The sequence below is a fragment of the Lelliottia sp. EB106-05-01-XG201 genome (assembly GCF_058791735.1).
In genome coordinates this window covers 3,011,335-3,035,682 of record NZ_JBYTDV010000001.1, presented here as the reverse complement: position 1 = coordinate 3,035,682, position 24,348 = coordinate 3,011,335, and the positions used below count along the sequence as shown (strand labels likewise).

Here is a 24,348-nt window from a genome sequence, read left to right as displayed (position 1 = left end):
ATGAGTGAATTTTCCCAGACAGTCCCCGAACTGGTTGCCTGGGCCAGGAAAAACGATTTCTCCATCTCACTGCCGGTCGACAGACTCTCATTCCTGCTGGCGGTTGCCACGCTGAACGGCGAACGTCTGGATGGAGAAATGAGCGAGGGTGAACTGGTGGACGCGTTCCGCCATGTCAGTGATGCGTTTGAGCAAACCAGCGAAACCATTAACGTGCGTGCCAACAACGCGATCAACGAGATGGTGCGTCAACGTCTGCTGAACCGCTTTACCAGCGAGCAGGCGGAAGGAAACGCCATCTATCGTCTGACGCCTCTGGGCATCGGCATCACGGATTACTACATTCGCCAGCGCGAATTCTCCACGCTGCGTCTCTCAATGCAGCTGTCGATTGTGGCGGGCGAACTGAAACGCGCGGCCGATGCGGCGGACGAAAATGGGGATGAATTCCACTGGCATCGCAACGTCTACGCCCCGCTGAAATACTCGGTGGCCGAGATTTTCGACAGCATCGATCTGACCCAGCGTCTGATGGACGAACAGCAGCAGCAGGTGAAAGACGATATCGCGCAACTGCTGAATAAAGACTGGCGGGCGGCGATCTCCAGCTGTGAACTTCTATTGTCAGAAACCTCCGGAACCCTGCGCGAGCTGCAGGACACGCTGGAAGCGGCGGGGGATAAACTCCAGGCGAACTTGCTACGCATTCAGGATGCGACGCTGGCCCATGACGATCTGCATTTTGTCGACCGTCTGGTGTTTGATCTGCAAAGCAAGCTCGACCGTATTATCAGCTGGGGTCAACAGTCGATCGATCTCTGGATCGGCTATGACCGCCACGTGCATAAATTTATCCGAACGGCTATCGACATGGATAAGAACCGCGTGTTCGCCCAGCGTCTGCGCCAGTCGGTACAGAGTTATTTCGATGCGCCGTGGGCGCTGACCCACGCCAACGCCGATCGTCTGCTGGATATGCGTGACGAAGAGATGGCGCTGCGCGACGAAGAGGTTACCGGTGAACTGCCTCCGGATCTGGAGTTTGAAGAATTCAACGAAATTCGCGAGCAACTTGCGGCAATGATCGAAGAACAGCTCGCCGTCTATAAAACCAGACAAGTGCCGCTGGATCTTGGTCTCGTGGTGCGCGACTATCTGGTGCAATACCCGCGTGCGCGCCATTTTGATATCGCCCGCATCGTCGTCGACCAGGCCGTGCGCCTGGGCGTCGCGCAAGCAGATTTCACCGGACTGCCGCCGAAGTGGCAGCCGATTAACGATTACGGAGCCAAGGTACAGGCGCATGTCATTGACAAATATTGAACAAGTGATGCCAGTAAAACTGGCCCAGGCGCTGGCAAATCCGTTATTTCCGGCGCTGGACAGCCAGCTGCGTGCCGGTCGTCACATTGGTCTTGACGAGCTGGATAATCACGCATTTCTGATGGACTTCCAGGAGTATCTGGAAGAGTTTTACGCCCGCTATAACGTCGAGCTGATCCGCGCGCCGGAAGGTTTCTTCTACCTCCGCCCGCGTTCCACGACGCTTATCCCGCGCTCGGTGCTGTCCGAGCTGGACATGATGGTCGGCAAGATCCTGTGCTATCTCTACCTGAGCCCGGAACGTCTGGCGAACGAAGGGATCTTCACCCAGCAGGAGCTGTATGAAGAGCTGCTGAGCCTGGCGGACGAGAGCAAACTGCTCAAGCTGGTCAACAACCGCTCCACCGGCTCTGACCTTGACCGTCAGAAGTTACAGGAAAAAGTGCGCTCTTCCCTGAACCGTCTGCGTCGTCTGGGAATGGTCTGGTTTATGGGCCACGACAGCAGCAAATTCCGCATTACCGAATCCGTGTTCCGCTTTGGCGCTGACGTGCGCACTGGCGACGACCCGCGTGAAGCGCAGCTGCGCATGATCCGCGACGGTGAAGCCATGCCATTAGAAAACAATTTACAGCTCAATGATGAGATTGAAGAGAGTCAGCCGGATAGCGGGGAGGAAGAATAATGATTGAACGCGGTAAATTTCGTTCGCTAACGCTGGTTAACTGGAACGGTTTCTTCGCCCGAACCTTCGATCTGGATGAGCTGGTCACGACGCTCTCCGGCGGTAACGGGGCGGGTAAATCCACCACCATGGCGGCTTTCGTCACGGCGCTGATCCCCGATTTAACGCTGCTGCACTTCCGTAACACCACCGAAGCGGGCGCAACAAGCGGTTCCCGCGATAAAGGTCTGCACGGTAAGCTGAAAGCGGGCGTCTGTTATTCGGTGCTGGATGTCATTAACTCCCGCCATCAGCGCGTGGTGGTCGGTGTGCGTCTTCAGCAAATTGCGGGTCGCGACCGTAAAGTCGACATCAAACCCTTCGCCATTCAGGGGCTGCCGACCTCGGTTCAACCGACCTCTTTGCTGACGGAAACCCTGAACGATCGCCAGGCGCGCGTGCTGCCGCTCAATGAACTGAAGGACAAACTCGAAGCAATCGAAGGCGTCCAGTTCAAGCAGTTCAACTCGATTACCGATTACCACTCGCTGATGTTCGATCTGGGCGTTGTCGCGCGTCGTCTGCGCACCGCATCGGACCGTAGCAAATACTATCGCCTGATTGAAGCCTCCCTCTACGGCGGGATCTCCAGCGCCATTACCCGCTCCCTGCGCGACTACCTGTTGCCAGAAAACAGCGGCGTGCGTAAAGCCTTCCAGGACATGGAAGCAGCGCTGCGCGAAAACCGCATGACGCTCGAAGCGATCCGCGTCACTCAGTCTGACCGCGACCTGTTCAAACATCTGATCAGCGAAGCGACTAACTACGTGGCGGCGGACTATATGCGCCACGCCAACGAGCGTCGCATTCATCTGGATAAAGCGCTGGAGTATCGCCGCGAGCTGTTCACCTCGCGTAAACAGCTGGTGGCCGAGCAGTATAAACACGTTGAGATGGCCCGCGAGCTGGGCGAACACAACGGCGCAGAAGGGGATCTGGAAGCCGATTATCAGGCCGCCAGCGACCATCTGAATCTGGTGCAAACGGCCCTGCGTCAGCAGGAGAAAATCGAGCGCTACGAAGCCGATCTCGATGAGCTGCAGATCCGCCTCGAAGAACAAAATGAAGTGGTGGCCGAAGCCGCCGACATGCAGGAAGAGAAAGAGGCGCGCGCTGAAGCCGCTGAGCTTGAAGTGGATGAGCTGAAAAATCAGCTGGCCGACTACCAGCAGGCGCTCGATGTTCAGCAGACCCGCGCCATTCAGTACACTCAGGCGTTACAGGCGCTGCAACGCGCGAAAGAGCTGTGCCATCTTCCGGATTTAACGCCGGACAGTGCCGACGAGTGGCTGGAAACCTTCCAGGCAAAAGAACAGGAAGCGACGGAGAAATTACTCTCCCTCGATCAGAAAATGAGCGTGGCGCAAGCGGCGCACAGTCAGTTTGAGCAGGCGTACCAGCTGGTCGCGGCGATCAACGGCCCGCTGGCGCGCAGTGATGCCTGGGGAGTGGCGCGTGAATTGCTGCGCGACGGCGTCAACCAGCGCCATCTGGCGGAGCAGGTACAGCCGCTGCGCATGCGTCTGAACGAGCTGGAACAGCGTCTGCGTGAACAGCAGGAGGCCGAACGCCTGCTGGCTGAATTCTGCAAGCGTCAGGGTAAGCATGTCGATATCGACGACCTGGAAACTCTGCATCAGGAGCTGGAAGCGCGCATCGCGTCTCTGTCCGACAGCGTCTCCAGCGCCAGCGAGCAGCGCATGGTACTGCGCCAGGAGCTGGAACAGCTTCAGTCGCGTACTCAGACTCTGCTGCAACGTGCTCCTGTCTGGCTGGCCGCGCAGAGCAGCCTGAACCAGCTGAGCGAGCAGTGCGGCGAAGAGTTCGAATCCAGCTCTGAAGTGACCGAATATCTGCAACAGTTGCTGGAGCGCGAGCGTGAAGCCATTGTTGAGCGTGACGAAGTCGGCGCGCGTAAAAACGCTGTCGATGAAGAAATTGAACGTTTAAGTCAGCCAGGCGGTGCGGAAGATGCCCGTCTGAATGCGCTGGCGGAACGTTTTGGCGGCGTGCTGCTGTCCGAAATCTACGACGACGTCAGCCTTGAAGATGCGCCGTATTACTCCGCACTGTATGGCCCGTCCCGTCATGCGATCGTCGTTCCGGATTTGTCGCTGATTGCCGATCAACTGGAAGGGCTGGAAGAGTGCCCGGAAGATCTCTATCTGATCGAAGGGGATCCGCAGTCCTTTGATGACAGCGTGTTCAACGTCGATGAGCTGGAAAAAGCGGTGGTGGTGAAAGTCGCCGACCGCCAGTGGCGTTATTCTCGCTTCCCGACGCTGCCGATCTTTGGCCGCGCGGCGCGTGAAAACCGTATCGAAAGCCTGCACGCGGAACGTGAAACCCTGTCTGAACGCTTCGCGACGCTGTCATTTGACGTGCAGAAAACCCAGCGTTTACACCAGGCGTTCAGCCGCTTTATCGGTAGCCACGTAGCCGTGGCCTTTGAGGCCGATCCTGAAGCTGAAATCCGTAAACTCAACACCCGCCGCGGCGAACTGGAACGTGCCCTGAGCAATCATGAAAATGATAATCAGCAGAGCCGCGTGCAGTTTGAACAGGCGAAGGAGGGCGTCGCTGCCCTGAACCGTATTCTGCCGCGTCTGAATCTGCTGGGTGACGAAACCCTGGCCGATCGAGTGGATGAAATTCAGGAACGTCTGGATGAAGCCCAGGAAGCCGCGCGCTTTGTGCAGCAGCACGGCAACCAGCTCGCGAAGCTGGAGCCGGTGCTGTCGGTTCTGCAAAGCGATCCGGAACAGTACGAACAGCTGAAAGAAGATTACGCCTACTCCCAGCAGATGCAGCGTGATGCGCGCCAGCAGGCGTTTGCCCTGACCGAAGTGGTGCAGCGTCGTGCGCACTTCGGTTACAGCGACTCGGCAGAAATGCTGAGCGGCAACAGCGATTTGAACGAAAAACTGCGCCAGCGTCTGGAGCAGGCGGAAGCGGAGCGTAGCCGCAGCCGCGATGCCCTGCGCAGCCACGCCGCGCAGCTCGGCCAGTACAATCAGGTTCTGGCGTCGCTGAAAAGCTCCTTCGATACCAAGAAAGAGCTGCTCACCGACCTGCATAAAGAGCTGCAGGATATCGGCGTTCGCGCGGACAGCGGGGCGGAAGAGCGCGCGCGCATTCGTCGCGACGAACTGCACAGCCAGCTGAGCAATAACCGTACCCGTCGTCATCAGCTGGAAAAAGCCCTGACCCTGTGCGAAGCGGAGATGGATAACCTGACCCGTCGCCTGCGCAAGCTGGAACGCGATTATCACGAAATGCGCGAGCAGGTCGTGACCGCCAAAGCGGGCTGGTGTGCGGTCATGCGTCTGGTGAAAGACAGCGGCGTTGAACGTCGTCTGCACCGTCGCGAGCTGGCTTATCTCTCGGGTGATGAGCTGCGTTCGATGTCGGATAAGGCGCTGGGTGCACTGCGCCCGGCAGTGGCAGACAACGAACATCTGCGCGATGTGCTGCGTATGTCTGAAGATCCGAAACGTCCTGAGCGTAAAATTCAGTTCTTCGTGGCGGTTTATCAGCACCTGCGTGAACGTATTCGTCAGGACATCATCCGTACGGACGATCCGGTCGAAGCCATCGAACAGATGGAAATCGAGCTGGGCCGCCTGACGGAAGAGCTGACCTCTCGCGAGCAGAAGCTGGCGATCAGCTCCCGCAGCGTGGCGAACATTATTCGCAAAACCATCCAGCGCGAGCAGAACCGTATTCGTATGCTCAACCAGGGCCTGCAGAGCGTGTCGTTCGGCCAGGTGAACAGCGTACGTCTGAACGTTAACGTTCGTGAAGCGCACGCCACTCTGCTGGATGTGCTCTCGGAGCAGCACGAGCAGCATCAGGATCTGTTTAATAGCAACCGCCTGACCTTCTCGGAAGCGCTGGCGAAGCTCTATCAGCGTCTTAATCCGCAGATCGATATGGGCCAGCGCACGCCGCAAACTATCGGTGAAGAGTTGCTGGATTACCGTAACTATCTGGAAATGGAAGTTGAGGTTAACCGTGGTTCCGACGGCTGGCTGCGCGCAGAGTCTGGCGCGCTCTCTACCGGGGAAGCGATCGGTACCGGGATGTCGATTCTGGTAATGGTCGTGCAGAGCTGGGAAGATGAAGCGCGACGCCTGCGCGGCAAGGATATCTCGCCGTGCCGTCTGCTGTTCCTCGATGAGGCTGCCCGACTCGATGCCCGTTCCATCGCCACGCTGTTTGAGCTGTGTGACCGTCTGGATATGCAGCTGATTATCGCAGCACCTGAAAACATCAGTCCGGAAAAAGGCACGACCTACAAACTGGTGCGTAAGGTGTTCAATAATACCGAGCACGTACACGTCGTGGGCCTGCGCGGTTTTGCACCGCAGCCGCCGGAGTCGTTACCGGGTACGGCAGACGCGTCGTAACGCGTTTTTGATGAAAAGGGCGGCACAAGGGTGCTGCCCTTTTTATTTGCTTAACTTGCGCTTCACGCTGCGTTATCTTTAAACTTCTTTACATAAGGTAAGGCAGTAGCGTCTGTGCCTTTCTATAATGAAGAAAAGCCCCGGTGTTGTGGGCAGGTCGTAAAGCAAACAGGGGGCAAGGGATGTTGCTAAAGAAAATTCATGGTCGTCAGCTGTCCGCACTCAGTGTGTGCCTGACGTTAATATTCGCTCCACTGTTTAATGCCCGGGCTGATGAGCCTGAAGTGGTTCCCGTCGACAGTTCTGCAACGATGGGCGCACAGCCGACTTCGCTGCTACAGCCGCTGGAGCAATCCAGTGCGACCGCCATTATGGCGGGCATCAAACAGCTGCCGGCCGATGTGGACACACAAGCGCTGCGCCAGCAGCTGCAAACCGGACTGCCTGCGGGATATACGCCCGCTTATCTTAATCAGCTCACCTTAATCTATGCCGCGCGCGACATGAAGCCGATGTGGGAAGACCGCGACGCCGTCCGTGCCTTCCAGCAACAGCTGGCGGAAGTGGCCATCGCCGGTTTTCAGCCGCAGTTCACCGCCTGGGTGGAGCTTCTGACCGACCCGACCGTAACGGGCATAGCGCGTGATGTTGTCCTGTCCGACGCCATGATGGGCTATCTGCAGTTCGTGGCGGGAATTCCGGTCAACGGCAACCGCTGGCTGTACAGCGAAAAGCCTTACAAGCTGGCGACACCTGCGCTTTCGGTGATTAACCAGTGGCAGGTGGCGCTGGACAAAGGGACGCTGCCGCGCTTTATCGCGAGCCTGGCTCCGGCGCATCCGCAATATGCCACGATGCACCAGTCGTTATTGCAGCTGGTGGCCGATACTCGTCCGTGGCCTCAGCTCAAAAGCACTGCCTCACTGCGCCCTGGCCAGTGGAGTAGCGATGTTCCGGCGCTACGCGAAATCCTGCGTCGTACCGGTGAGTCTGATGCAGGAGCGAAAATCGCTCTGCCGGGCGATGATCCCCAGAGCGTGGTGGTCAGCCCATCAGCGCCTGTCGTGAAGAAAAAATCCGCTGTGCCAGCCGATAAACCTGCGGCCTACGACCGTGAACTGGTTGCCGCCGTGAAGGCGTTTCAGGCTGCGCAGGGACTGGGTGCCGACGGAGTGATTGGGCAGTCTACGCGCGACTGGCTGAATGTCTCTCCGGCTCAGCGCGCAGGCGTGCTGGCGTTGAATATTCAGCGCTTACGTTTACTTCCGGGCACCTTATCCACCGGCATTATGGTCAACATCCCGGCCTACTCGCTGGTCTATTACCAGAACGGCAGCGAAGTGCTGGCCTCCCGCGTGATTGTGGGCCGTCCGGATCGCAAAACGCCGATGATGAGCAGCGCGCTGAACAACGTGGTGGTCAACCCGCCGTGGAACGTGCCGCCAACTCTCGCGCGAAAAGACATCCTGCCGAAAGTGTGGAATGACCCGGGTTATCTCGAACGTCACGGCTACACGATGATGCGTGGCTGGAACAGCAACCAGCCGATTGATCCGTATCAGGTCGACTGGTCAACGATCACGGCGTCGAACCTGCCGTTCCGCTTCCAGCAGGCGCCGGGCGAGCGTAACTCGCTGGGTCGGTACAAGTTCAATATGCCAAGTTCGGATGCGATCTATCTGCACGATACGCCGAACCATAACCTGTTCCAGAAAGATACGCGCGCCCTGAGTTCCGGCTGCGTTCGTGTTAATAAAGCGTCTGAACTGGCTAATATGTTGTTGGGGGATGCGGGCTGGAACGACACGCGGATTTCCGATGCGCTGAAAGAAGGGAACACGCGCTACGTGAATATTCGGCAAAATATTCCGGTCAATCTTTACTACCTGACGGCGTTTGTCGGCGCCGATGGGCGGACCCAATATCGTACAGATATTTACAATTATGATCTCACCGCGCGATCCGGCGCACAAATTTTGCCAAAAGCTGAACAATTAATCAGGTAAATGAAGTAGTTCGGGAAAATTGATTGTCGTAAGTTATGGTAGAGAAGGGGCAATATCGCTGTAAGCCCCGTCTTTACTGGGGTTGGGCACCTTGACGCCAACTGTTCTGGCAGTTATGGTGCCCTTCGTGCGCTAAGCATATTTACGATAACATTGACCTGTAGACCTGATTATCATGGACAAATTTGACGCTAATCGCCGCAAGCTGCTGGCGCTAGGTGGTGTTGCGCTGGGCGCAGCGGCCATCTTACCGACGCCAGCATTTGCCACCCTCTCGACACCACGTCCGCGTATTTTAACGCTCAACAATCTTCACACCGGTGAGACGTTGAAAGCGGAGTTTTTCGATGGCAGAGGCTATATTCAGGATGAATTAGCAAGACTCAACCATTTTTTCCGTGATTACCGCGCGAATAAAATCAAAGCCATCGACCCAGGATTGTTTGATCAGCTTTTCCGCCTCCAGGGCCTGCTCGGAACCCGCAAGCCGGTGCAACTCGTTTCCGGTTATCGCTCTATTGATACCAATAACGAACTGCGCGCCCATAGCCGTGGGGTAGCCAAAAAAAGCTATCACACCAAAGGACAGGCGATGGATTTTCACATCGAAGGCGTTTCATTAGCCAATATTCGCAAAGCTGCGTTATCTATGCGCGCAGGTGGTGTAGGATATTACCCACGTAGCAACTTTGTGCATATTGATACCGGGCCAGCACGGCACTGGTAATAATGAAGGAGCAGTATGAACTATCGTATTATTCCGGTGACTGCGTTCTCCCAGAACTGTTCATTAATCTGGTGTGAACAAACCAAACTGGCCGCGCTTGTCGATCCCGGCGGAGATGCTGAGAAGATCAAGCAGGAAGTCGAAGCGTCCGGCGTGACGCTGATGCAGATTTTGCTGACCCATGGCCATCTTGACCATGTGGGGGCTGCGGCGGAGCTGGCGCAACATTACGGTGTGCCCGTGATTGGACCGGAAAAAGAAGATGAGTTCTGGCTGCAGGGTTTACCTGCCCAAAGCCGGATGTTTGGCCTCGATGAGTGTCAGCCTTTGACGCCCGATCGTTGGCTGAATGAAGGCGAGAGCGTTAGCGTCGGAAACGTGACGCTTCAGGTATTGCACTGCCCGGGCCACACGCCGGGACATATCGTCTTCTTTGACAACCAGTCACGGTTGCTCGTTTCGGGCGATGTGATTTTCAAAGGCGGCGTAGGACGCAGCGACTTCCCTCGCGGCGATCACGGTCAGTTGATCCAGTCGATTAAACAGAAGTTACTGCCGTTAGGCGATGACGTGACGTTTATTCCAGGGCACGGCCCGATGTCGACGTTAGGATATGAGCGGGTACATAACCCGTTCCTGCAGGATGAAATGCCTGTCTGGTAAATCCCATTAAAAAAGCCTGCATGATGCAGGCTTTTTTGTAGGTCGGGTAAGCGTAAGCGCCACCCGACAGACTTTTTTACAGCACAGCCACAATCGCTTCGCACAGCGGCGCCATGTTGTCCGGCGTCATACCCGCCACGTTCACACGCCCTGAAGCCACAGCATACACACCAAACTCTTCGCGCAGACGCAGAACCTGCTCTTTAGTCAGGCCGCTGAACGAGAACATTCCGTTCTGCTTGATGATGAAGCTAAAGTCGCGATCTGCGCCTTTCTCCGCCAGCGTGTTCACGAACAGCAGGCGCATGCGCTGGATACGCTGACGCATGTCGTTCAGCTCTTGCTCCCAGATGGCGCGCAGGGCGTCATTGCTGAGGATTGTCGCGACCACAGAGGCACCGTGTGCCGGTGGGTTGGAGTAGTTGGCACGAATGACTGACTTCATCTGGCTGAACGCGCGATCAACGATTTGCTCATCGGCGGCCACCAGCGTACAGGCACCCACACGCTCATTGTACAGGCCAAAGTTCTTGGAATAAGAACTCGCGACGATCAGTTCCTGATGAACAGCCGCAAAGGCGCGCAGGCCTTCAGCATCTTCTTCCAGACCGCGAGCAAAGCCCTGATAGGCGAAGTCGAATAGCGGCAGCCAGCCTTTTTCTACGGACAGTTTTGCCAGCTGTTCCCACTGCTCGAGCGTTGGATCAATACCGGTTGGGTTGTGGCAGCAGCCGTGGAACAGCACTACGTCACCGGCCTGGGCTTCGTTCAGGCTGGACAGCAATCCGTCGAAGTCCAGCGTGTGGTTCGCCGCGTCATAATAAGCATATTCACGCACTTCCAGACCCGCGGAGTTAAACACGCTCTTATGGTTCGGCCAGCTCGGGTTGCTCACCCAAACACGCTTCACAGAGGTGTTCTTCGCGAGGAAATCCGCCGCGACGCGTAATGCGCCGGTACCGCCAGGCGTCTGGGCTGTGCGGGCACGCTTATCGCTGATAATCGTGCTGCCTTTACCAAACAGCAGTTCCTGAGTGCAACGACCAAATTCCGGGATACCGTCGATACCGAGGTAGTTTTTGGTGTTTTCATTTTCCAGCAGATACTGCTCAGCTTTTTTAACGCTGGTCAGGACCGGAGTCTTGCCGGTTTCATCTTTATAGACACCAATACCCAGGTTGATTTTTCCAGGGCGGTCATCGGCACGAAACAGATCGGCCAGGCCCAGAATAGGGTCGGCAGGGGCGGCGGTAATGTTCTCAAACATGACGAGGTTCCATTGTGATTACAGAAGTGAAATCCGCTATCAGGTTAACGGTAGATTTACAAAATGCCAACCGTTTGCGACAAAAAGCGTGCGCCTTTTCAAAAGACGCCATTTTTTTCTTTCAGCCATAAAAAAACAGGACCGAAGTCCTGTTTTCTAGGCATTTAGCAGAGAGGGCTGCTTATTAGAACTGGTAAGTCACACCAACAGCTGCCATGTCGTCGTTGCCGTTGATACCGCCAACGGATTCAGCGTATGCAGTGTCTTTGTCCAGCAGGTTGATGTAGTAGTCAGCCCACACGTTGAAGTTTTTGTTGAAGTAGTAAGTTCCGCCAACCTGGATGAATTTCGCCAGGTCTGCATCGCCGCCAGAGAAAGTACCAGTTGGGGACAGGTTCTTACCTTTGGTCTGAACGTAGGAGATTGCAGGACGCAGGCCGAAGTCGAACTGGTACTGAGCAACAACTTCAAAGTTCTGAGTTTTGTTTGCGAAACCGCCGTCACCGTTAGGACCGTCAGTACGGGTGGTGTTACGGGTTTCAGCATAGGTGGTTGCCAGGTAGATGTTGTTAGCATCATATTTCAGACCCAGACCCCATGCTTCAGCTTTGTCGCCTTTACCGTCAGCTTTCTGATTCAGAGTACGGTTTGCGTTGCTGTAAGATGCGATTGCACCGAAGCCTTCACCGAAGTCATAACCCAGAGAGTAACCTACGCCGTCACCGTTAGAGGTTTTAACGTCAGTACGGTCGTTTTTACCCTGGTACTGAACGCCCATGCTCAGACCATCAACCAGACCGAAGAAATCGCTGTTACGGTAGGTCAGCAGGCCGGTGCTACGGCTGGTCATGAAGTTGTCAACATAGTTGCCACCCCAGGTCATACCGGAGAAGGATGGAGCCATATCGGTGTAGGATTCTACGTCGTAAACGATACCGTAGTTACGACCGTAGTCGATGCTACCAGCGTCGCCTGCTTTCAGACCAGCGAATGCCAGACGGTTTTTGTTAGTCTGAGCACCACCTTCAGCCTGGTTGGCTGCGAAGCGGTATTCCCACTGGCCGTAACCGGTCAGTTGGTCGTTGATCTGAGTTTCGCCTTTGAAACCGATCTGCGCATAGGTTGCGTCGTTGTTGTTGGTGTCATCACCGGAAGTCACGAAATCGTGTTCGGCGTTAACTTTACCGTAGAAGTCCAGCTTGTTGCCGCTTTTGTTATAGATTTCTGCAGCGTTTGCTGCACCGGCTACCAGCAGGGCAGGGATAACCACTGCCAGGATATTGCGCTTCATCATTATTTATTACCCTCATTGGTTTTTTTATGACACTCGCCACTGCCGTCAATAAATTCTGTCAATAAATATTTCCGGAACTATTGATGAGAGTTAGGTGTCTTTATGTATCTGACAGGCATCTTTCCATTCATATAGCCGTTTCGCTAGCCTGAAAGTGCTACAAAGATAAAGATTGAGTAACAAAAAGAAATAATATGTAACTAAATGTGAATTATTGGGAACTTTGTGAAGCACCTCAAATTTCAGAACTGATTGCTGAATAAAAACACTAACCCATTCCTATATATATGAATTGCTTATATTTAATTTTGATAAAGGCGTTTCGTATCAACAGAAGTTAAACAACTCACTTTTTCTTATTGTTTACATTAGCCATCCAGGCGGCTGTGTAAGTGAGCGTTTTTTGTGCTAAAGCATTTCAATGGCATTAGGCGCAATAAGAATGCGGTTTATTTTTTGTTCGTAGATGTTTCGTGGAAATAAAACGTAACAGGTGGAATATTTGGCGGGGTTGCAATTGGAAGTTACTGACTTTCGGCTGACATAAATTGACAGTACAGAATAAAATAACGGCCAGCAGTTGCTGGCCGTTATTAATAGTTGCGCTTAGAAACTGGCGTTGCGTGGGGTACGTGGGAACGGGATCACATCTCGCACGTTCTGCACACCGGTGACATAGGCAATCAAACGCTCGAAGCCCAGACCAAAACCAGAGTGTGGCACGGTGCCGTAACGGCGCAGGTCACGATACCAGCTGTAATCGGCTGGATTCAGACCCATCTCTTCCATACGCGCATCGAGCACATCGAGACGCTCTTCACGCTGGGAGCCACCGATGATCTCACCGATGCCTGGGGCCAGTACGTCCATCGCGGCAACGGTTTTACCGTCTTCGTTAAGGCGCATGTAGAAGGCCTTAATGTCTTTCGGATAGTTTTTCACAACCACCGGGGCTTTGAAGTGTTTCTCAGCCAGGTAACGTTCGTGTTCGGAAGACAAATCCACGCCCCAGTAAACCGGGTTCTCGAATTTCTCGCCGCATTTCTCCAGAATCGCCACCGCGTCGGTGTAATCCACCTGGGCGAAATCTGCAGAGACGAAACGCACCAGACGGGCAACCGCATCGCTGTCGACACGCTCTGCGAAGAATTTCATGTCGTCAGCGCGCTCTTCCAGAACCGCTTTGAAGACATACTTCAGCATCGCTTCCGCCAGACCGGCCACGTCATTCAGATCGGCAAACGCCACTTCCGGCTCCAGCATCCAGAATTCCGCCAGGTGGCGGCTGGTGTTGGAGTTTTCAGCACGGAAGGTTGGGCCGAAGGTGTAGATTTTGGACAACGCACAGGCGTAAGTTTCGCCGTTCAGCTGGCCGGATACGGTCAGGAACGCCTCTTTACCGAAGAAGTCCTGGTCGAAATCGACTTTGCCTTCTGGCGTACGCGGCAGGTTTTCCAGATCCAGCGTCGAAACGCGGAACATCTCGCCCGCGCCTTCGGTATCGGATGCGGTAATCAGCGGGGTAGACACCCAGAAGTAACCCTGCTCGTCGAAGAAACGATGCAGCGCTTGCGCCAGTGTGTGACGAACACGCGCTACGGCACCAATCATGTTGGTACGCGGGCGAAGGTGAGCCACTTCGCGCAGGTATTCGATGCTGTGGCGTTTTGCCGCCATCGGGTAGGTGTCTGGATCTTCAACCCAGCCGGTCACTTCGACAGACGTTGCCTGCAGTTCGAAGCTCTGGCCCTGGCCCGGAGAGGCGACGACGGTCCCGGTCACGATCACGGAACAGCCGGTAGTCAGGCGCAGCACTTCGTCATTGTAATTGGGCAGAGAATTATTAATTACGGCCTGTACAGGATCAAAGCAGGAACCGTCATAGACGGCGAGGAAGGAGATGCCAGCTTTAGAATCTCGGCGAGTACGCACCCATCCGCGCACGGTGACTTCTTGGTCAACGGCGACGCGGCCCTGGAGTACGTCGGCTACAGGCACAACGCTCATAATATTCTCTCTGTTAATAGTCGGAAAAAATAGATATTTGTCCGCCCTTATAGGGGGGATATCTATGTTACCTGGCATCCGCCGTCAGACAAGCAGATTTCGCAGCGAAAAGAGAGAAATTAGTAAAAATTTAGGCAGGGGGCCGGTAAGCCCCCACAAGAGGATTAGCTGGCTTTCTTAATCTGGGGCAGATCGAAGGCTTTTCGCAGGGCGCGCACGAAGGCTTTGTCATGACAGATGGTTTTACCCGGGCTGTCAGAGAGCTTGGCGACCGGCTTGCCGTTACATTCCACCAGTTTGATCACGATATTCAGCGGTTTCACTTGAGGGATATCGCAGGTCAGTCGCGTACCGATCCCAAAGCTCAGGTTAACGCGGGAGGAGAACTGGCGGTAGAGATCGACCGCTTTCGGCAGATCGAGGTTATCCGAGAAGACCAGCACTTTGGTGAGCGGATCGATACCCAGCTTCTGATAATGGGCGATCGCTTTTTCACCCCATTCCACCGGATCCCCGGAGTCATGGCGCAGGCCCTGATAGCGGTTGGCAAATTCTGGCCCGAAGTCGCGCAGGAACGCGTCCATCGTTATACAGTCCGTGAGGGCAATTCCCAGCTGATCCGGATATTCTTCAAGCCAGGCGGCGAGCGCGGCGCGCTGGCTGGTGGCGAGATCGGGGCTGATCTGCTGATGTGCCTGGAACCATTCGTGGGCCTGGGTGCCCATAGGCGTCAGGTTGCGGCGACGCGCTAAATCGTAGTTGCTGGTGCCGACAAACCACGGCTCCTGCTGCAAACGTTCGACAATCGCCTGCTGCACTTCGCGAGAGAAACGACGGCGTGTACCGAAATCCATCAGACGGAAACGGGACATATCCACCGATTCCGTCATTCGATTGAAATCAACCAGTTTGCTTTCGAGTGTTTCCAGCGCCTGCTCAACGCCCACTTCCGGCGAACGGTAGCGGTGCACAATCTCGCTGATCACCGCCAGCAGCGGGACTTCCCACATGATCACTTCCCGCCACGGCCCGGCCAGACGAATGTGCAGCCGACCATTATTATTGGTGACGGTGACCTGTTCGGGGTTGTAGCGGAAATCGCGCAGCCAGTCTAAGTAGTCGGCTTTAAAGAAGGGGAGGCCAGAGAGCCACTGGTATTCGTCGTCCTGCAGAGTCAGATGCTGCATGGCATCGACCTGTTCACGGATCGTATCAGCGTAAATACCGAGCAAGTCATCACCGCGGCAGCGGAATTCAGCCGCTACTTCTACATCATAGTAATGGTGAAAAACGGCTTGCTGCATATGCAGTTTATACGCGTCGGTATCCAGCAGTGTATGCAGAACAGGGGAAGCGAATTGAGTCATAGGTGCGCAGTAGCATCCTCTCACGGGAGCGTTTAGTACAATAAACAACTATTGAAACCGCTGGAGTATACCTTGTTTAGCGATTTATTGAACCCCGATCACAACATAAGCTGCCGTTATGGTCGAGAGCATTTCGTGCCCCGTGTTATACGAATGTAGCAAAATTGGGTTTTCGCCCTGAAAAGATGAACATTCTGCGTAGCGCGTTTTACACAACAGGAATAGACTGGATTCGTTATTCGACAAACGATGCATAAGGTTTTCTATGACACAACAGCCACAAGCCAAATACCGCCACGACTACCGTGCGCCGGAATACCTGATTAGCGATATCGATCTGACTTTTGACCTGGATGCCACCAAAACCGTTGTCACGGCCGTAAGCCAGGTCACACGCCAAAGTGCGACGGCTGTACCGCTGCGTCTCGACGGTGAAGACCTGACGCTGGTCTCGATCCACGTCAACGACGAAGCGTGGACAGACTATAAAGAAGAAGAGAGCCAACTGGTCATTAACAATCTGCCAGAGCGTTTCTCCCTGCGCATCGTGACCGAAATCAGCCCGGCGTCCAACACCGCGCTGGAAGGCCTGTATCAGTCAGGCGTTGCGCTTTGCACTCAGTGCGAAGCCGAAGGTTTCCGCCATATCACCTGGTATCTGGACCGCCCGGACGTTCTGGCGCGTTTCACCACCAAAATCATTGCCGATAAAAAACTCTATCCGTACCTGCTCTCCAACGGTAACCGTGTGGGGCAGGGCGAGCTGGAAAATGGCCGTCACTGGACACAGTGGCAGGATCCGTTCCCGAAACCCTGCTACCTGTTTGCGCTGGTAGCGGGTGATTTCGACGTGCTGCGCGATACCTTCAAAACCCGCTCCGGCCGCGATGTGGCGCTGGAGCTGTTTGTCGATCGCGGCAACCTCGATCGCGCGCCGTGGGCCATGACGTCGCTCATCAACTCCATGAAATGGGATGAAGAGCGTTTCGGCCTCGAGTACGATCTCGACATCTATATGATTGTCGCCGTCGACTTCTTTAATATGGGCGCGATGGAGAACAAAGGCCTGAACGTCTTTAACTCCAAATACGTGCTGGCGCGTACCGACACCGCCACCGATAAAGATTACCTCGATATCGAACGCGTCATCGGCCACGAATATTTCCACAACTGGACCGGCAACCGCGTGACCTGCCGCGACTGGTTCCAGTTGAGCCTGAAAGAAGGTCTGACCGTGTTCCGCGATCAGGAGTTCAGCTCCGATCTCGGTTCCCGCGCCGTGAACCGCATCAGCAACGTGCGCACCATGCGCGGTCTGCAGTTCGCCGAAGACGCCAGCCCAATGGCGCACCCGATTCGTCCGGACAAAGTGATTGAGATGAACAACTTCTACACCCTGACGGTGTACGAGAAAGGTTCTGAAATCATCCGCATGATCCACACTCTGCTCGGCGAAGAGAACTTCCAGAAAGGGATGCAGCTCTATTTCGAGCGTCACGACGGCAGCGCCGCCACCTGCGACGATTTCGTGCAGGCGATGGAAGACGCGTCCAACGTCGATCTCTCCCATTTCCGCCGCTGGTACAGCCAGGCCGGGACGCCGATTGTCACCGTGAAAGATGACTACAACCCGGAAACTGAGCAGTACACCCTGACCATCAGCCAGCGCACGCCGCCGACGGCTGAACAGGAAGAGAAGCACCCGCTGCACATTCCGTTCAGCATCGAGCTGTACGATAACGAAGGCAAAGTGATCCCGCTGCAGAAGGGCGGTCATCCGGTGCATCAGGTGCTGAATGTGACCCAGGCGGAGCAGACTTTTATCTTTGATAATGTCTACTTCCAGCCTGTTCCGGCGCTGCTGTGCGAATTCTCCGCACCGGTGAAACTGGAATATAAGTGGAGCGATCAGCAGCTCACCTTCCTGATGCGTCATGCGCGCAACGATTTCTCCCGCTGGGATGCCGCGCAGAGCCTGCTGGCAACCTATATCAAACTGAACGTGAACCGTCATCAGCAGGGTCAGCCGCTGTCGCTGCCTGTACACGTGGCCGACGCGTTCCGCGCGATTCTGCTGGATGAGAAAATCGACCCGGCGCTGGCCGCTGAGATCCTGACCCTGCCTTCCGCGAACGAAATCGCCGAGCTGTTCGAGATCATCGATCCGATCGCGATTACCGCCGTGCGTGAAGCCCTGACCCGTACGCTGGCGACCGAACTGGCCGACGAGTTCCTGGCGATCTACAACGCTAATAAGCTCGACGAATACCGCGTGGAACACGCCGATATCGGCAAGCGTTCCCTGCGTAATACCTGTCTGCGCTATCTGGCGTTTGGTGAAACCGAGCTGGCGAACACGCTGGTCAGCAAGCAGTATCACGAAGCGGATAACATGACCGACGCGTTAGCGGCTCTGGCGGCGAGCGTGGCGGCAGAGCTGCCGTGCCGCGATGGGCTGATGCAGGAGTACGATGACAAGTGGCATCAGGACGGTCTGGTGATGGATAAGTGGTTTATCCTGCAATCCACCAGCCCGGCGGCGGATGTGCTGAGCAACGTGCGCAATCTGCTGAAACACCGCTCCTTCACCATGAGCAACCCGAACCGCGTACGTTCCCTGATTGGCGCGTTTGCCAGCAGCAACCCGGCCGCTTTCCATGCGGAAGATGGCAGCGGGTATCAGTTCATGGTGGAAATGCTGACCGAGCTGAACAGCCGTAACCCGCAGGTGGCGTCGCGTCTGATTGAGCCGCTGATCCGTCTGAAACGTTACGATGCGTCGCGCCAGGCGAAAATGCGTGCCGCGCTGGAGCAGTTGAAAGGGCTGGAAAATCTGTCGGGCGATCTGTTCGAGAAGATTACGAAGGCGCTGGCCTGAGTGAATGCCCGGTGGCGCTAGCGCTTACCGGGCCTACAACGGCACAATACTCGTAGGCCGGGCAAGGCGAAGCCGCCGCCCGGCTTTTTTCTACCCGTGACGCCGGACCTGCACTTCAGTCGCGCCACGCTTCATCACTCTTTCCAGCACTTCCGCTTCCAGCTCCGCCAGCCGTGCCGATCCTTTGCGCCGTGGGCGCGGAATATCCACCGCCACATCCAGCCCAATTTTGCCTTCCTCAATTAACAAAACCCTATCGGCCATTGCCACCGCTTCGCTCACATCGTGCGTCACCAGCAGCACAGTAAAGCCATGCTCCTGCCAAAGCGACTCGATCAGATCCTGCATTTCAATGCGCGTCAGCGCATCCAGCGCCCCGAGCGGCTCATCCAGCAGCAATAGACCGGGGCGATGGATCAACGCCCGCGCCAGCGCCACGCGCTGTTTTTGACCGCCGGAGAGAGCGGCTGGCCATTCGCCCGCGCGGTTTTCCAGCCCGACGGCGCTCAACGCCTGACGCGCGTTGTCCCGCCAGTTGCCTTTGAGCCCCAGGCCGACGTTGTCGATCACCGTTTTCCACGGCAGCAGGCGCGCATCCTGGAACATCATCCGGGTGTCATCCTGAATATCCGCCAGCGGCGTATTGCCCGCCAGCAGCTCCCCGCCGTTTGGCGCTTCCAGCCCGGCCAGCAGCCGCAGCAGGGTGCTTTTCCCTCCGCCGCTGCGCCCGACCACGGCAACGAATTGTCCGGCAGGAATGTGCAAATCTAAAGCATTCAGAATGGTGTTATCGCCATAGCGTTTGGTGACGCCATTAAGCAGGAGCGGCGTGCCCTGAGTTAAACGAGCCGTATTCATGCGTTGGCCTCCTTCGTGGAATAGGCCGGGTTCCAGCGCAGCCAGCTACGCTCCAGCCACTGAGCGCTGACGTCGGCGAGTTTGCCGAGCAGGGCGTAAAGAATGATGGCAACCACCACCACGTCGGTTTGCAGGAATTCGCGGGCATTCATCGCCAGGTAGCCGATACCGGAGTTGGCCGAGATGGTTTCCGCGACGATCAGCGTCAGCCACATCAGACCGAGCGCAAACCGCACGCCGACCATAATCGACGGCAGCGCACCCGGCAGGATCACGTGAACAAACAAGGCAAAGCCGGACAAGCCGTAGCTGCGCGCCATCTCCACCAGTCCGCGATCGATATTACGAATACCGTGCCAGGTATTGATGTAGATCGGGAACAGGGTACCGAGGGCAACGAGGAAAATCTTGGCGCTCTCGTCGATGCCAAACCACAGAATCACCAGCGGGATCAGCGCCAGATGCGGCACGTTGCGCAGCATCTGGATTGAGGTATCCAGCAAACGCTCGCCCCAGCGGGACAGGCCGCTGATGAGGCCCAGCGTCAGGCCAATTGAGCCGCCGATGGAAAAGCCAATCAGCGCGCGCCAGGAGCTGATCGCCAGATGCTGCCACAGCTCGCCGCTGGAACTGAGCGACCAGAACGCCTCCACGACGCCCTCTGGGGAGGGCAAAATGCGGCTCGACAACCATCCCACGGACGAGGCGATTTGCCAGACAATCACAATGCCGACGGGCAGAAACCAGGGGGCCAGCCGCAGCAGCCATTTTTGGGATGGATTTGCCATAGGGACCTCGTTAGCTCTGCGCGACTTTTCGCGGGATAAACTCATTCGCCACGGCTTCGCCCTGAAGCTGGAGCGTGCGCGGCTGCGGGATTTCCGGGATCGCGACGTCCAGGTGCGGGAACAGTAACTCACCGACCTTGTACGCCTCTTCCAGATGCGGATAGCCGGACAAAATAAAGCTGTCGATACCGAGATCCGCATACTCGTTAATCCGCGCCGCCACCGTTGGACCATCGCCCACCAGCGCCGTACCCGCTCCGCCGCGAACCAGGCCTACGCCCGCCCACAGGTTCGGGCTGATTTCGAGATTCTCCCGCTTTCCTTTATGCAGAGAAGCCATGCGGTGCTGGCCCACGGAATCGGTTTTCGCCAGCGCAGCCTGCGCTTTGGCGATAGTCTCATCGTCAAGGTGCGAAATCAGACGATCGGCAGCCTGCCAGGCCTCGGCGTTGGTTTCGCGCACGATGACGTGCAGACGAATCCCGAAACGCACTTTGCGCCCGTGTGCGGCGGCTTTGGCGCGAACCTGCTCAATTTTCTCTTTCACCAGTTCCGGTGGTTCGCCCCAGGTCAGATAGAGATCGACCTGCTCGGCAGCCAGATCCTGCGCCACATCCGAGGAGCCGCCGAAGTAGAGCGGAGGACGCGGCTGCTGGACCGGGGCAAACAGCAGCTTCGCGTCGCGAACGCGTATATGTTTCCCCTCGTAAGTGACGGTTTCACCCTCCAGCAAACGTCTCCAGACGCGGGTGAATTCCGCTGAGGCTTCGTAGCGTTCCGTGTGATCGAGGAACACGCCGTCGCCCGCGAGCTCCTGCGGGTCGCTGCCGGTCACCAGGTTAAACAGCGCGCGGCCATTTGAAAGCCGGTCGAGCGTTGCGGCCTGGCGGGCAGCGACGGTCGGGGAGATCACGCTTGGGCGCAGGGCCACCAGGAATTTCAGGCGCTGTGTGACCGGAATCATCGAGGCGGCAACCAGCCATGCATCTTCGCAGGAGCGCCCGGTCGGGATCAGCACGCCGGTAAAACCGATTCTGTCGGCGGCCTGCGCGATTTGCTGCAGATAGCCGTAGTCCACCGGGCGCGCGCCCTCTTCGGTGCCTAGATAATGCCCATCACCGTGGGTCGGTAAAAACCAGAACAGATTCAGACTCATGATTTCGATCCTTCTTTGTCAGAGGGTTGCCAGATGCGGTCGCGAATATCGATTTTCTTCGGCACGAGACGATTCTCGTAAAACAGGTCCGCGGTCTGCTGCTGCAGGACGGCGGTTTTGGCGTCAACGGGTTTGATCACCGTGGTTGGGCGATGATCCAGATAGCTGGCGATCACCGGCTCCGGCAGGCCCATGGTTTTGGCGAGCAGGGCGATGCTTTCCTGACGCTGGCTCTGGGTCAGCGCGTCCGCCTCGCTAAAGGTATTCAACACGCCCTGGACAAATTCACCGTTCTTTTCCGCATACGGGCGAGCGGCCAGGTAGAACGAACCGGTCTGTTTCAGCGTTTCACCATCTTTCAGCACCCGCACGCCACCCTGCAGCAACGCCGCGGAGTAGTACGGGTCCCAGATTGCCCAGGCGTCGACATTGTTTTGCTGGAACGCCGCGCGGGCATCCGCCGGCGTTAAATAGATGGGCTGAATATCCTTGAACGACAGGCCCGCCTGCTGAAGGGCGCGTAGAAGTAAATTGTGCGAACTGGAACCTTTCTGGAACGCGACTTTATGGCCTTTCAGATCCGCGACGGTTTTGATCGGGCTGTTCTCGGGCACCAGAATCACTTCCGCTTTCGGCTTCGGTGGCTCAACGCCGACGTAGACCAGATCAGCGCCTGCAGCTTGCGCAAAAATCGGCGGAATGTCGCCGGTACTGCCCAAATCAATGCTGCCAACGTTGAGCGCCTCAAGCATCTGCGGCCCGGCCGGGAACTCGACCCAGGAGAATTGGGTGTTCGGGTAGCGCTTCTCCAGCAGCTGATGGCTTTTCGCCAGCACCATGCTGACGCTGCCTTTCTGGTAGCCGATGCGCAGGCTTTCCGGCGCGGGTTCCGCTGCCTGAGCCAGCGCAGAGACCGCAACCAGGGCGGTCAAAAGTGTTTTAAACATGGGCGACTCCTTTCAGACGGCCAAAAGCGGGGGCCTGCACGTCGCGGCGATGCAGTGCCTGCCAGAAAGTTTCCAGCGCGGTATCGAGGCGCAGGTGTAAGTTGGGGGTGAACTGCGGCTTGTGCTGGTAATCGACAATTTGCGAGTCATCCGCAAACACGCCGTGCAGGATCTCCTGCGCTTTCAGCGCATTCAGAACCGGCTTGAGGGCGTAATCCACCGCCAGCATGTGGGCGACGGTACCTCCAGTGGCCAGCGGAAGCACCACTTTTCCCTCCAGGGCACGCTCAGGCAGCAAATCGAGCAGGGTTTTCAGTGCGCCCGAAAACGACGCTTTATAAATGGGCGTCGCGACAATCAGACCGTCAGCCCCTTTGAGCTGCTCAATCAGCGCCTGCAGCGCCGGGCTGTCGAAGCGGGCATAAAGCAGATCTTCAGGCTCAAAGTTATGCAGATTCCAGTGACACACCTCCACGTTCAGCGAATTGAGTTGCTCGCGGGCATACTCCAGCAGGGCGCTGGAGCGTGAAGGGAAACGCGGACTTCCGGCCAACGTGATGACGCGCATGTTTGCTCCTTATAACTATTTGTTTGCTTTTATCTAACATTCATAACAATTTTCAGGAGTGTGACATTGCGGGGTTATTCCACTAAATGATTTATCTGAAATTAAAATGCCGAAAATTGCATAAGAAAGAAGCAGAAAGGTAAACGATTGCGCTTTACGAGGATTTTTTGCCGCAGGTCAATTCCCTTTCCCGGCGCGATCGCTGATAATCCGTGTCCGGTTTGCACACCGGAATCCAGGAGAGTTCATGTACTACCCCTTCGTTCGTAAAGCCCTTTTTCAGCTCGATCCAGAGCGCGCTCATGAATTGACATTCCAGCAGTTACGCCGCATTACAGGAACGCCTCTTGAAGCGCTGGTGCGCCAGAAAGTGCAGGAAAAACCTGTCTCGTGCATGGGCCTGACGTTTAAAAATCCTCTGGGGCTGGCAGCAGGCCTCGACAAGAACGGCGAATGCATTGACGCCCTGGGCGCGATGGGGTTCGGCTCCATCGAAGTCGGCACCGTGACGCCACGTCCTCAGGACGGGAATGACAAGCCGCGCCTGTTCCGCCTGGTTGAAGCCGAAGGGTTGATCAACCGGATGGGCTTTAATAACCACGGTGTTGATCACCTGGTAGAGAACGTAAAAAAAGCCCATTTTGACGGCGTGCTCGGGATTAATATCGGCAAAAATAAAGATACGCCGGTGGAACAGGGGAAAGATGACTATCTGATTTGTATGGAAAAAGTCTATGCCTATGCCGGTTATATTGCGATTAATATCTCTTCGCCAAATACCCCAGGCCTGCGTACACTTCAATATGGTGAAGCGCTGGACGATCTCTTAAGTGCGATCAAAAATAAGCAGAATGAGCTGCAGAATACCCACCATAAATATGTTCCGATCGCGGTGAAGATCGCCCCGGATCTTTCTGTCGAAGAATTGATCCAGGTGGCCGACAGTTTGGTTCGCCATAATATTGATGGTGTTATTGCGACCAATACGACACTCGATCGTTCCCTGGTTCAGGGAATGAAAAACTGTGACCAAATGGGTGGCCTAAGCGGTCGTCCGGTACAATTAAAAAGCACCGAAATTATTCGCGCGCTGTCGGCGGAATTAAAGGGTCGCTTACCGATCATCGGCGTGGGTGGCATCGACTCCGTCATCGCGGCCCGCGAGAAGATGGCGGCGGGTGCGTCGCTGGTGCAAATCTATTCCGGCTTTATTTTTAAAGGCCCGCAATTGATTAAAGAAATCGTTAATCATATCTAATCTTTTCTCCATATCAGACAACCAGGGCTTTATTTCCAGCCCTGGTTGTTTTATATTCCGTCTTTGTTGCTTATTTAGACATTATGGTCTTTTATTATTGATGTTATA

At 55.9% G+C, this 24,348-nt stretch carries 17 protein-coding genes; 8 read left to right on the top strand and 9 right to left on the bottom strand.

Annotation, left to right across the window (positions count from 1 at the left end; genetic code table 11):
* From mukF to AC3WS9_RS14275, 6 genes are all read left to right on the top strand, one after another.
* Nucleotides 1-1,323: a chromosome partition protein MukF gene (gene mukF / locus AC3WS9_RS14300; RefSeq protein ID WP_282492382.1), complete on the top strand. Its 1,323-nt coding sequence runs from the start codon at nucleotides 1-3 to the stop codon at nucleotides 1,321-1,323.
* On the top strand, nucleotides 1,304-2,008 hold the full coding sequence (gene mukE / locus AC3WS9_RS14295; protein WP_282492383.1) for a chromosome partition protein MukE: 705 nt from the start codon (nucleotides 1,304-1,306) through the stop codon (nucleotides 2,006-2,008). Before mukF ends, mukE begins: the two co-directional genes overlap by 20 nt.
* The gene (gene mukB, locus AC3WS9_RS14290; RefSeq protein ID WP_492488975.1) at nucleotides 2,008-6,456 is read left to right on the top strand and encodes a chromosome partition protein MukB; all 4,449 of its coding nucleotides are present in this window, start codon (nucleotides 2,008-2,010) and stop codon (nucleotides 6,454-6,456) included. Before mukE ends, mukB begins: the two co-directional genes overlap by 1 nt.
* Nucleotides 6,457-6,638: 182 nt before the next feature.
* Nucleotides 6,639-8,462, top strand: a complete 1,824-nt coding sequence (ldtD, locus tag AC3WS9_RS14285; RefSeq protein WP_492488973.1) for a L,D-transpeptidase — start codon at nucleotides 6,639-6,641, stop codon at nucleotides 8,460-8,462.
* Between the two features lie 175 nt (nucleotides 8,463-8,637).
* Complete coding sequence (gene mepK / locus AC3WS9_RS14280; RefSeq protein ID WP_282492386.1) at nucleotides 8,638-9,189, top strand: peptidoglycan L,D-endopeptidase MepK; 552 nt, start codon at nucleotides 8,638-8,640, stop codon at nucleotides 9,187-9,189.
* A 15-nt stretch (nucleotides 9,190-9,204) separates the two neighbouring features.
* Entirely contained in the window at nucleotides 9,205-9,852 is a 648-nt protein-coding gene (locus AC3WS9_RS14275; RefSeq protein ID WP_285145418.1) for an MBL fold metallo-hydrolase, read from the top strand.
* 76 nt (nucleotides 9,853-9,928) lie between these two features.
* On the opposite strand, the gene aspC is transcribed toward AC3WS9_RS14275, so the two are convergent.
* The 4 genes from aspC to pncB form a co-directional block, all read right to left on the bottom strand.
* Nucleotides 9,929-11,119, bottom strand: coding sequence for an aspartate transaminase (gene aspC, locus AC3WS9_RS14270; protein ID WP_492488970.1), 1,191 nt, complete (start codon nucleotides 11,117-11,119; stop codon nucleotides 9,929-9,931).
* Nucleotides 11,120-11,303: 184 nt separating this feature from the next.
* Nucleotides 11,304-12,413: a porin gene (locus AC3WS9_RS14265; protein ID WP_492488969.1), complete on the bottom strand. Its 1,110-nt coding sequence runs from the start codon at nucleotides 12,411-12,413 to the stop codon at nucleotides 11,304-11,306.
* Nucleotides 12,414-13,019: 606 nt separating this feature from the next.
* Nucleotides 13,020-14,420, bottom strand: a complete 1,401-nt coding sequence (gene asnS, locus AC3WS9_RS14260; RefSeq protein ID WP_492488967.1) for an asparagine--tRNA ligase — start codon at nucleotides 14,418-14,420, stop codon at nucleotides 13,020-13,022.
* Between the two features lie 164 nt (nucleotides 14,421-14,584).
* The gene (pncB, locus tag AC3WS9_RS14255) at nucleotides 14,585-15,787 is read right to left on the bottom strand and encodes a nicotinate phosphoribosyltransferase (protein ID WP_285155648.1); all 1,203 of its coding nucleotides are present in this window, start codon (nucleotides 15,785-15,787) and stop codon (nucleotides 14,585-14,587) included.
* Between the two features lie 265 nt (nucleotides 15,788-16,052).
* Here pncB and pepN point away from each other — a divergent pair, with 265 nt between their 5' ends.
* Nucleotides 16,053-18,665 (top strand): aminopeptidase N, encoded by a 2,613-nt coding sequence (pepN, locus tag AC3WS9_RS14250; RefSeq protein ID WP_492488966.1) that lies wholly within the window; start codon nucleotides 16,053-16,055, stop codon nucleotides 18,663-18,665.
* A gap of 90 nt (nucleotides 18,666-18,755) precedes the next feature.
* Here pepN and ssuB read toward each other — a convergent pair whose 3' ends face one another.
* Genes ssuB through ssuE form a run of 5 tightly spaced genes read right to left on the bottom strand, consistent with a single transcriptional unit; the run spans nucleotide 18,756 to nucleotide 22,982 of the window.
* Entirely contained in the window at nucleotides 18,756-19,523 is a 768-nt protein-coding gene (gene ssuB, locus AC3WS9_RS14245; RefSeq protein WP_285145413.1) for an aliphatic sulfonates ABC transporter ATP-binding protein, read from the bottom strand.
* On the bottom strand, nucleotides 19,520-20,311 hold the full coding sequence (gene ssuC / locus AC3WS9_RS14240; RefSeq protein WP_100780699.1) for an aliphatic sulfonate ABC transporter permease SsuC: 792 nt from the start codon (nucleotides 20,309-20,311) through the stop codon (nucleotides 19,520-19,522). The genes ssuB and ssuC overlap by 4 nt, the downstream gene beginning before the upstream one ends.
* Nucleotides 20,312-20,321: 10 nt before the next feature.
* Nucleotides 20,322-21,467, bottom strand: a complete 1,146-nt coding sequence (gene ssuD / locus AC3WS9_RS14235) for an FMNH2-dependent alkanesulfonate monooxygenase (RefSeq protein ID WP_282492396.1) — start codon at nucleotides 21,465-21,467, stop codon at nucleotides 20,322-20,324.
* Entirely contained in the window at nucleotides 21,464-22,414 is a 951-nt protein-coding gene (locus tag AC3WS9_RS14230; protein WP_285149160.1) for a sulfonate ABC transporter substrate-binding protein, read from the bottom strand. Before AC3WS9_RS14230 ends, ssuD begins: the two co-directional genes overlap by 4 nt.
* Entirely contained in the window at nucleotides 22,407-22,982 is a 576-nt protein-coding gene (gene ssuE, locus AC3WS9_RS14225; protein WP_282492398.1) for an NADPH-dependent FMN reductase, read from the bottom strand. The genes AC3WS9_RS14230 and ssuE overlap by 8 nt, the downstream gene beginning before the upstream one ends.
* Before the next feature lie 247 nt (nucleotides 22,983-23,229).
* Here ssuE and pyrD point away from each other — a divergent pair, with 247 nt between their 5' ends.
* Complete coding sequence (gene pyrD / locus AC3WS9_RS14220; RefSeq protein ID WP_285145409.1) at nucleotides 23,230-24,240, top strand: quinone-dependent dihydroorotate dehydrogenase; 1,011 nt, start codon at nucleotides 23,230-23,232, stop codon at nucleotides 24,238-24,240.
* Nucleotides 24,241-24,348: the final 108 nt, after the last annotated feature.

Excerpts from the sequence above, each read along its gene's own strand:
- mukF (WP_282492382.1), top strand. The coding sequence starts at position 1 with ATGAGTGAATTTTCCCAGACAGTCCCCGAACTGGTTGCCTGGGCCAGG.
- mukE (WP_282492383.1), top strand. The coding sequence starts at position 1,304 with ATGTCATTGACAAATATTGAACAAGTGATGCCAGTAAAACTGGCCCAG.
- mukB (WP_492488975.1), top strand. The coding sequence starts at position 2,008 with ATGATTGAACGCGGTAAATTTCGTTCGCTAACGCTGGTTAACTGGAAC.
- ldtD (WP_492488973.1), top strand. The coding sequence starts at position 6,639 with ATGTTGCTAAAGAAAATTCATGGTCGTCAGCTGTCCGCACTCAGTGTG.
- mepK (WP_282492386.1), top strand. The coding sequence starts at position 8,638 with ATGGACAAATTTGACGCTAATCGCCGCAAGCTGCTGGCGCTAGGTGGT.
- AC3WS9_RS14275 (WP_285145418.1), top strand. The coding sequence starts at position 9,205 with ATGAACTATCGTATTATTCCGGTGACTGCGTTCTCCCAGAACTGTTCA.
- aspC (WP_492488970.1), bottom strand. The coding sequence starts at position 11,119 with ATGTTTGAGAACATTACCGCCGCCCCTGCCGACCCTATTCTGGGCCTG.
- AC3WS9_RS14265 (WP_492488969.1), bottom strand. The coding sequence starts at position 12,413 with ATGATGAAGCGCAATATCCTGGCAGTGGTTATCCCTGCCCTGCTGGTA.
- asnS (WP_492488967.1), bottom strand. The coding sequence starts at position 14,420 with ATGAGCGTTGTGCCTGTAGCCGACGTACTCCAGGGCCGCGTCGCCGTT.
- pncB (WP_285155648.1), bottom strand. The coding sequence starts at position 15,787 with ATGACTCAATTCGCTTCCCCTGTTCTGCATACACTGCTGGATACCGAC.
- pepN (WP_492488966.1), top strand. The coding sequence starts at position 16,053 with ATGACACAACAGCCACAAGCCAAATACCGCCACGACTACCGTGCGCCG.
- ssuB (WP_285145413.1), bottom strand. The coding sequence starts at position 19,523 with ATGAATACGGCTCGTTTAACTCAGGGCACGCCGCTCCTGCTTAATGGC.
- ssuC (WP_100780699.1), bottom strand. The coding sequence starts at position 20,311 with ATGGCAAATCCATCCCAAAAATGGCTGCTGCGGCTGGCCCCCTGGTTT.
- ssuD (WP_282492396.1), bottom strand. The coding sequence starts at position 21,467 with ATGAGTCTGAATCTGTTCTGGTTTTTACCGACCCACGGTGATGGGCAT.
- AC3WS9_RS14230 (WP_285149160.1), bottom strand. The coding sequence starts at position 22,414 with ATGTTTAAAACACTTTTGACCGCCCTGGTTGCGGTCTCTGCGCTGGCT.
- ssuE (WP_282492398.1), bottom strand. The coding sequence starts at position 22,982 with ATGCGCGTCATCACGTTGGCCGGAAGTCCGCGTTTCCCTTCACGCTCC.
- pyrD (WP_285145409.1), top strand. The coding sequence starts at position 23,230 with ATGTACTACCCCTTCGTTCGTAAAGCCCTTTTTCAGCTCGATCCAGAG.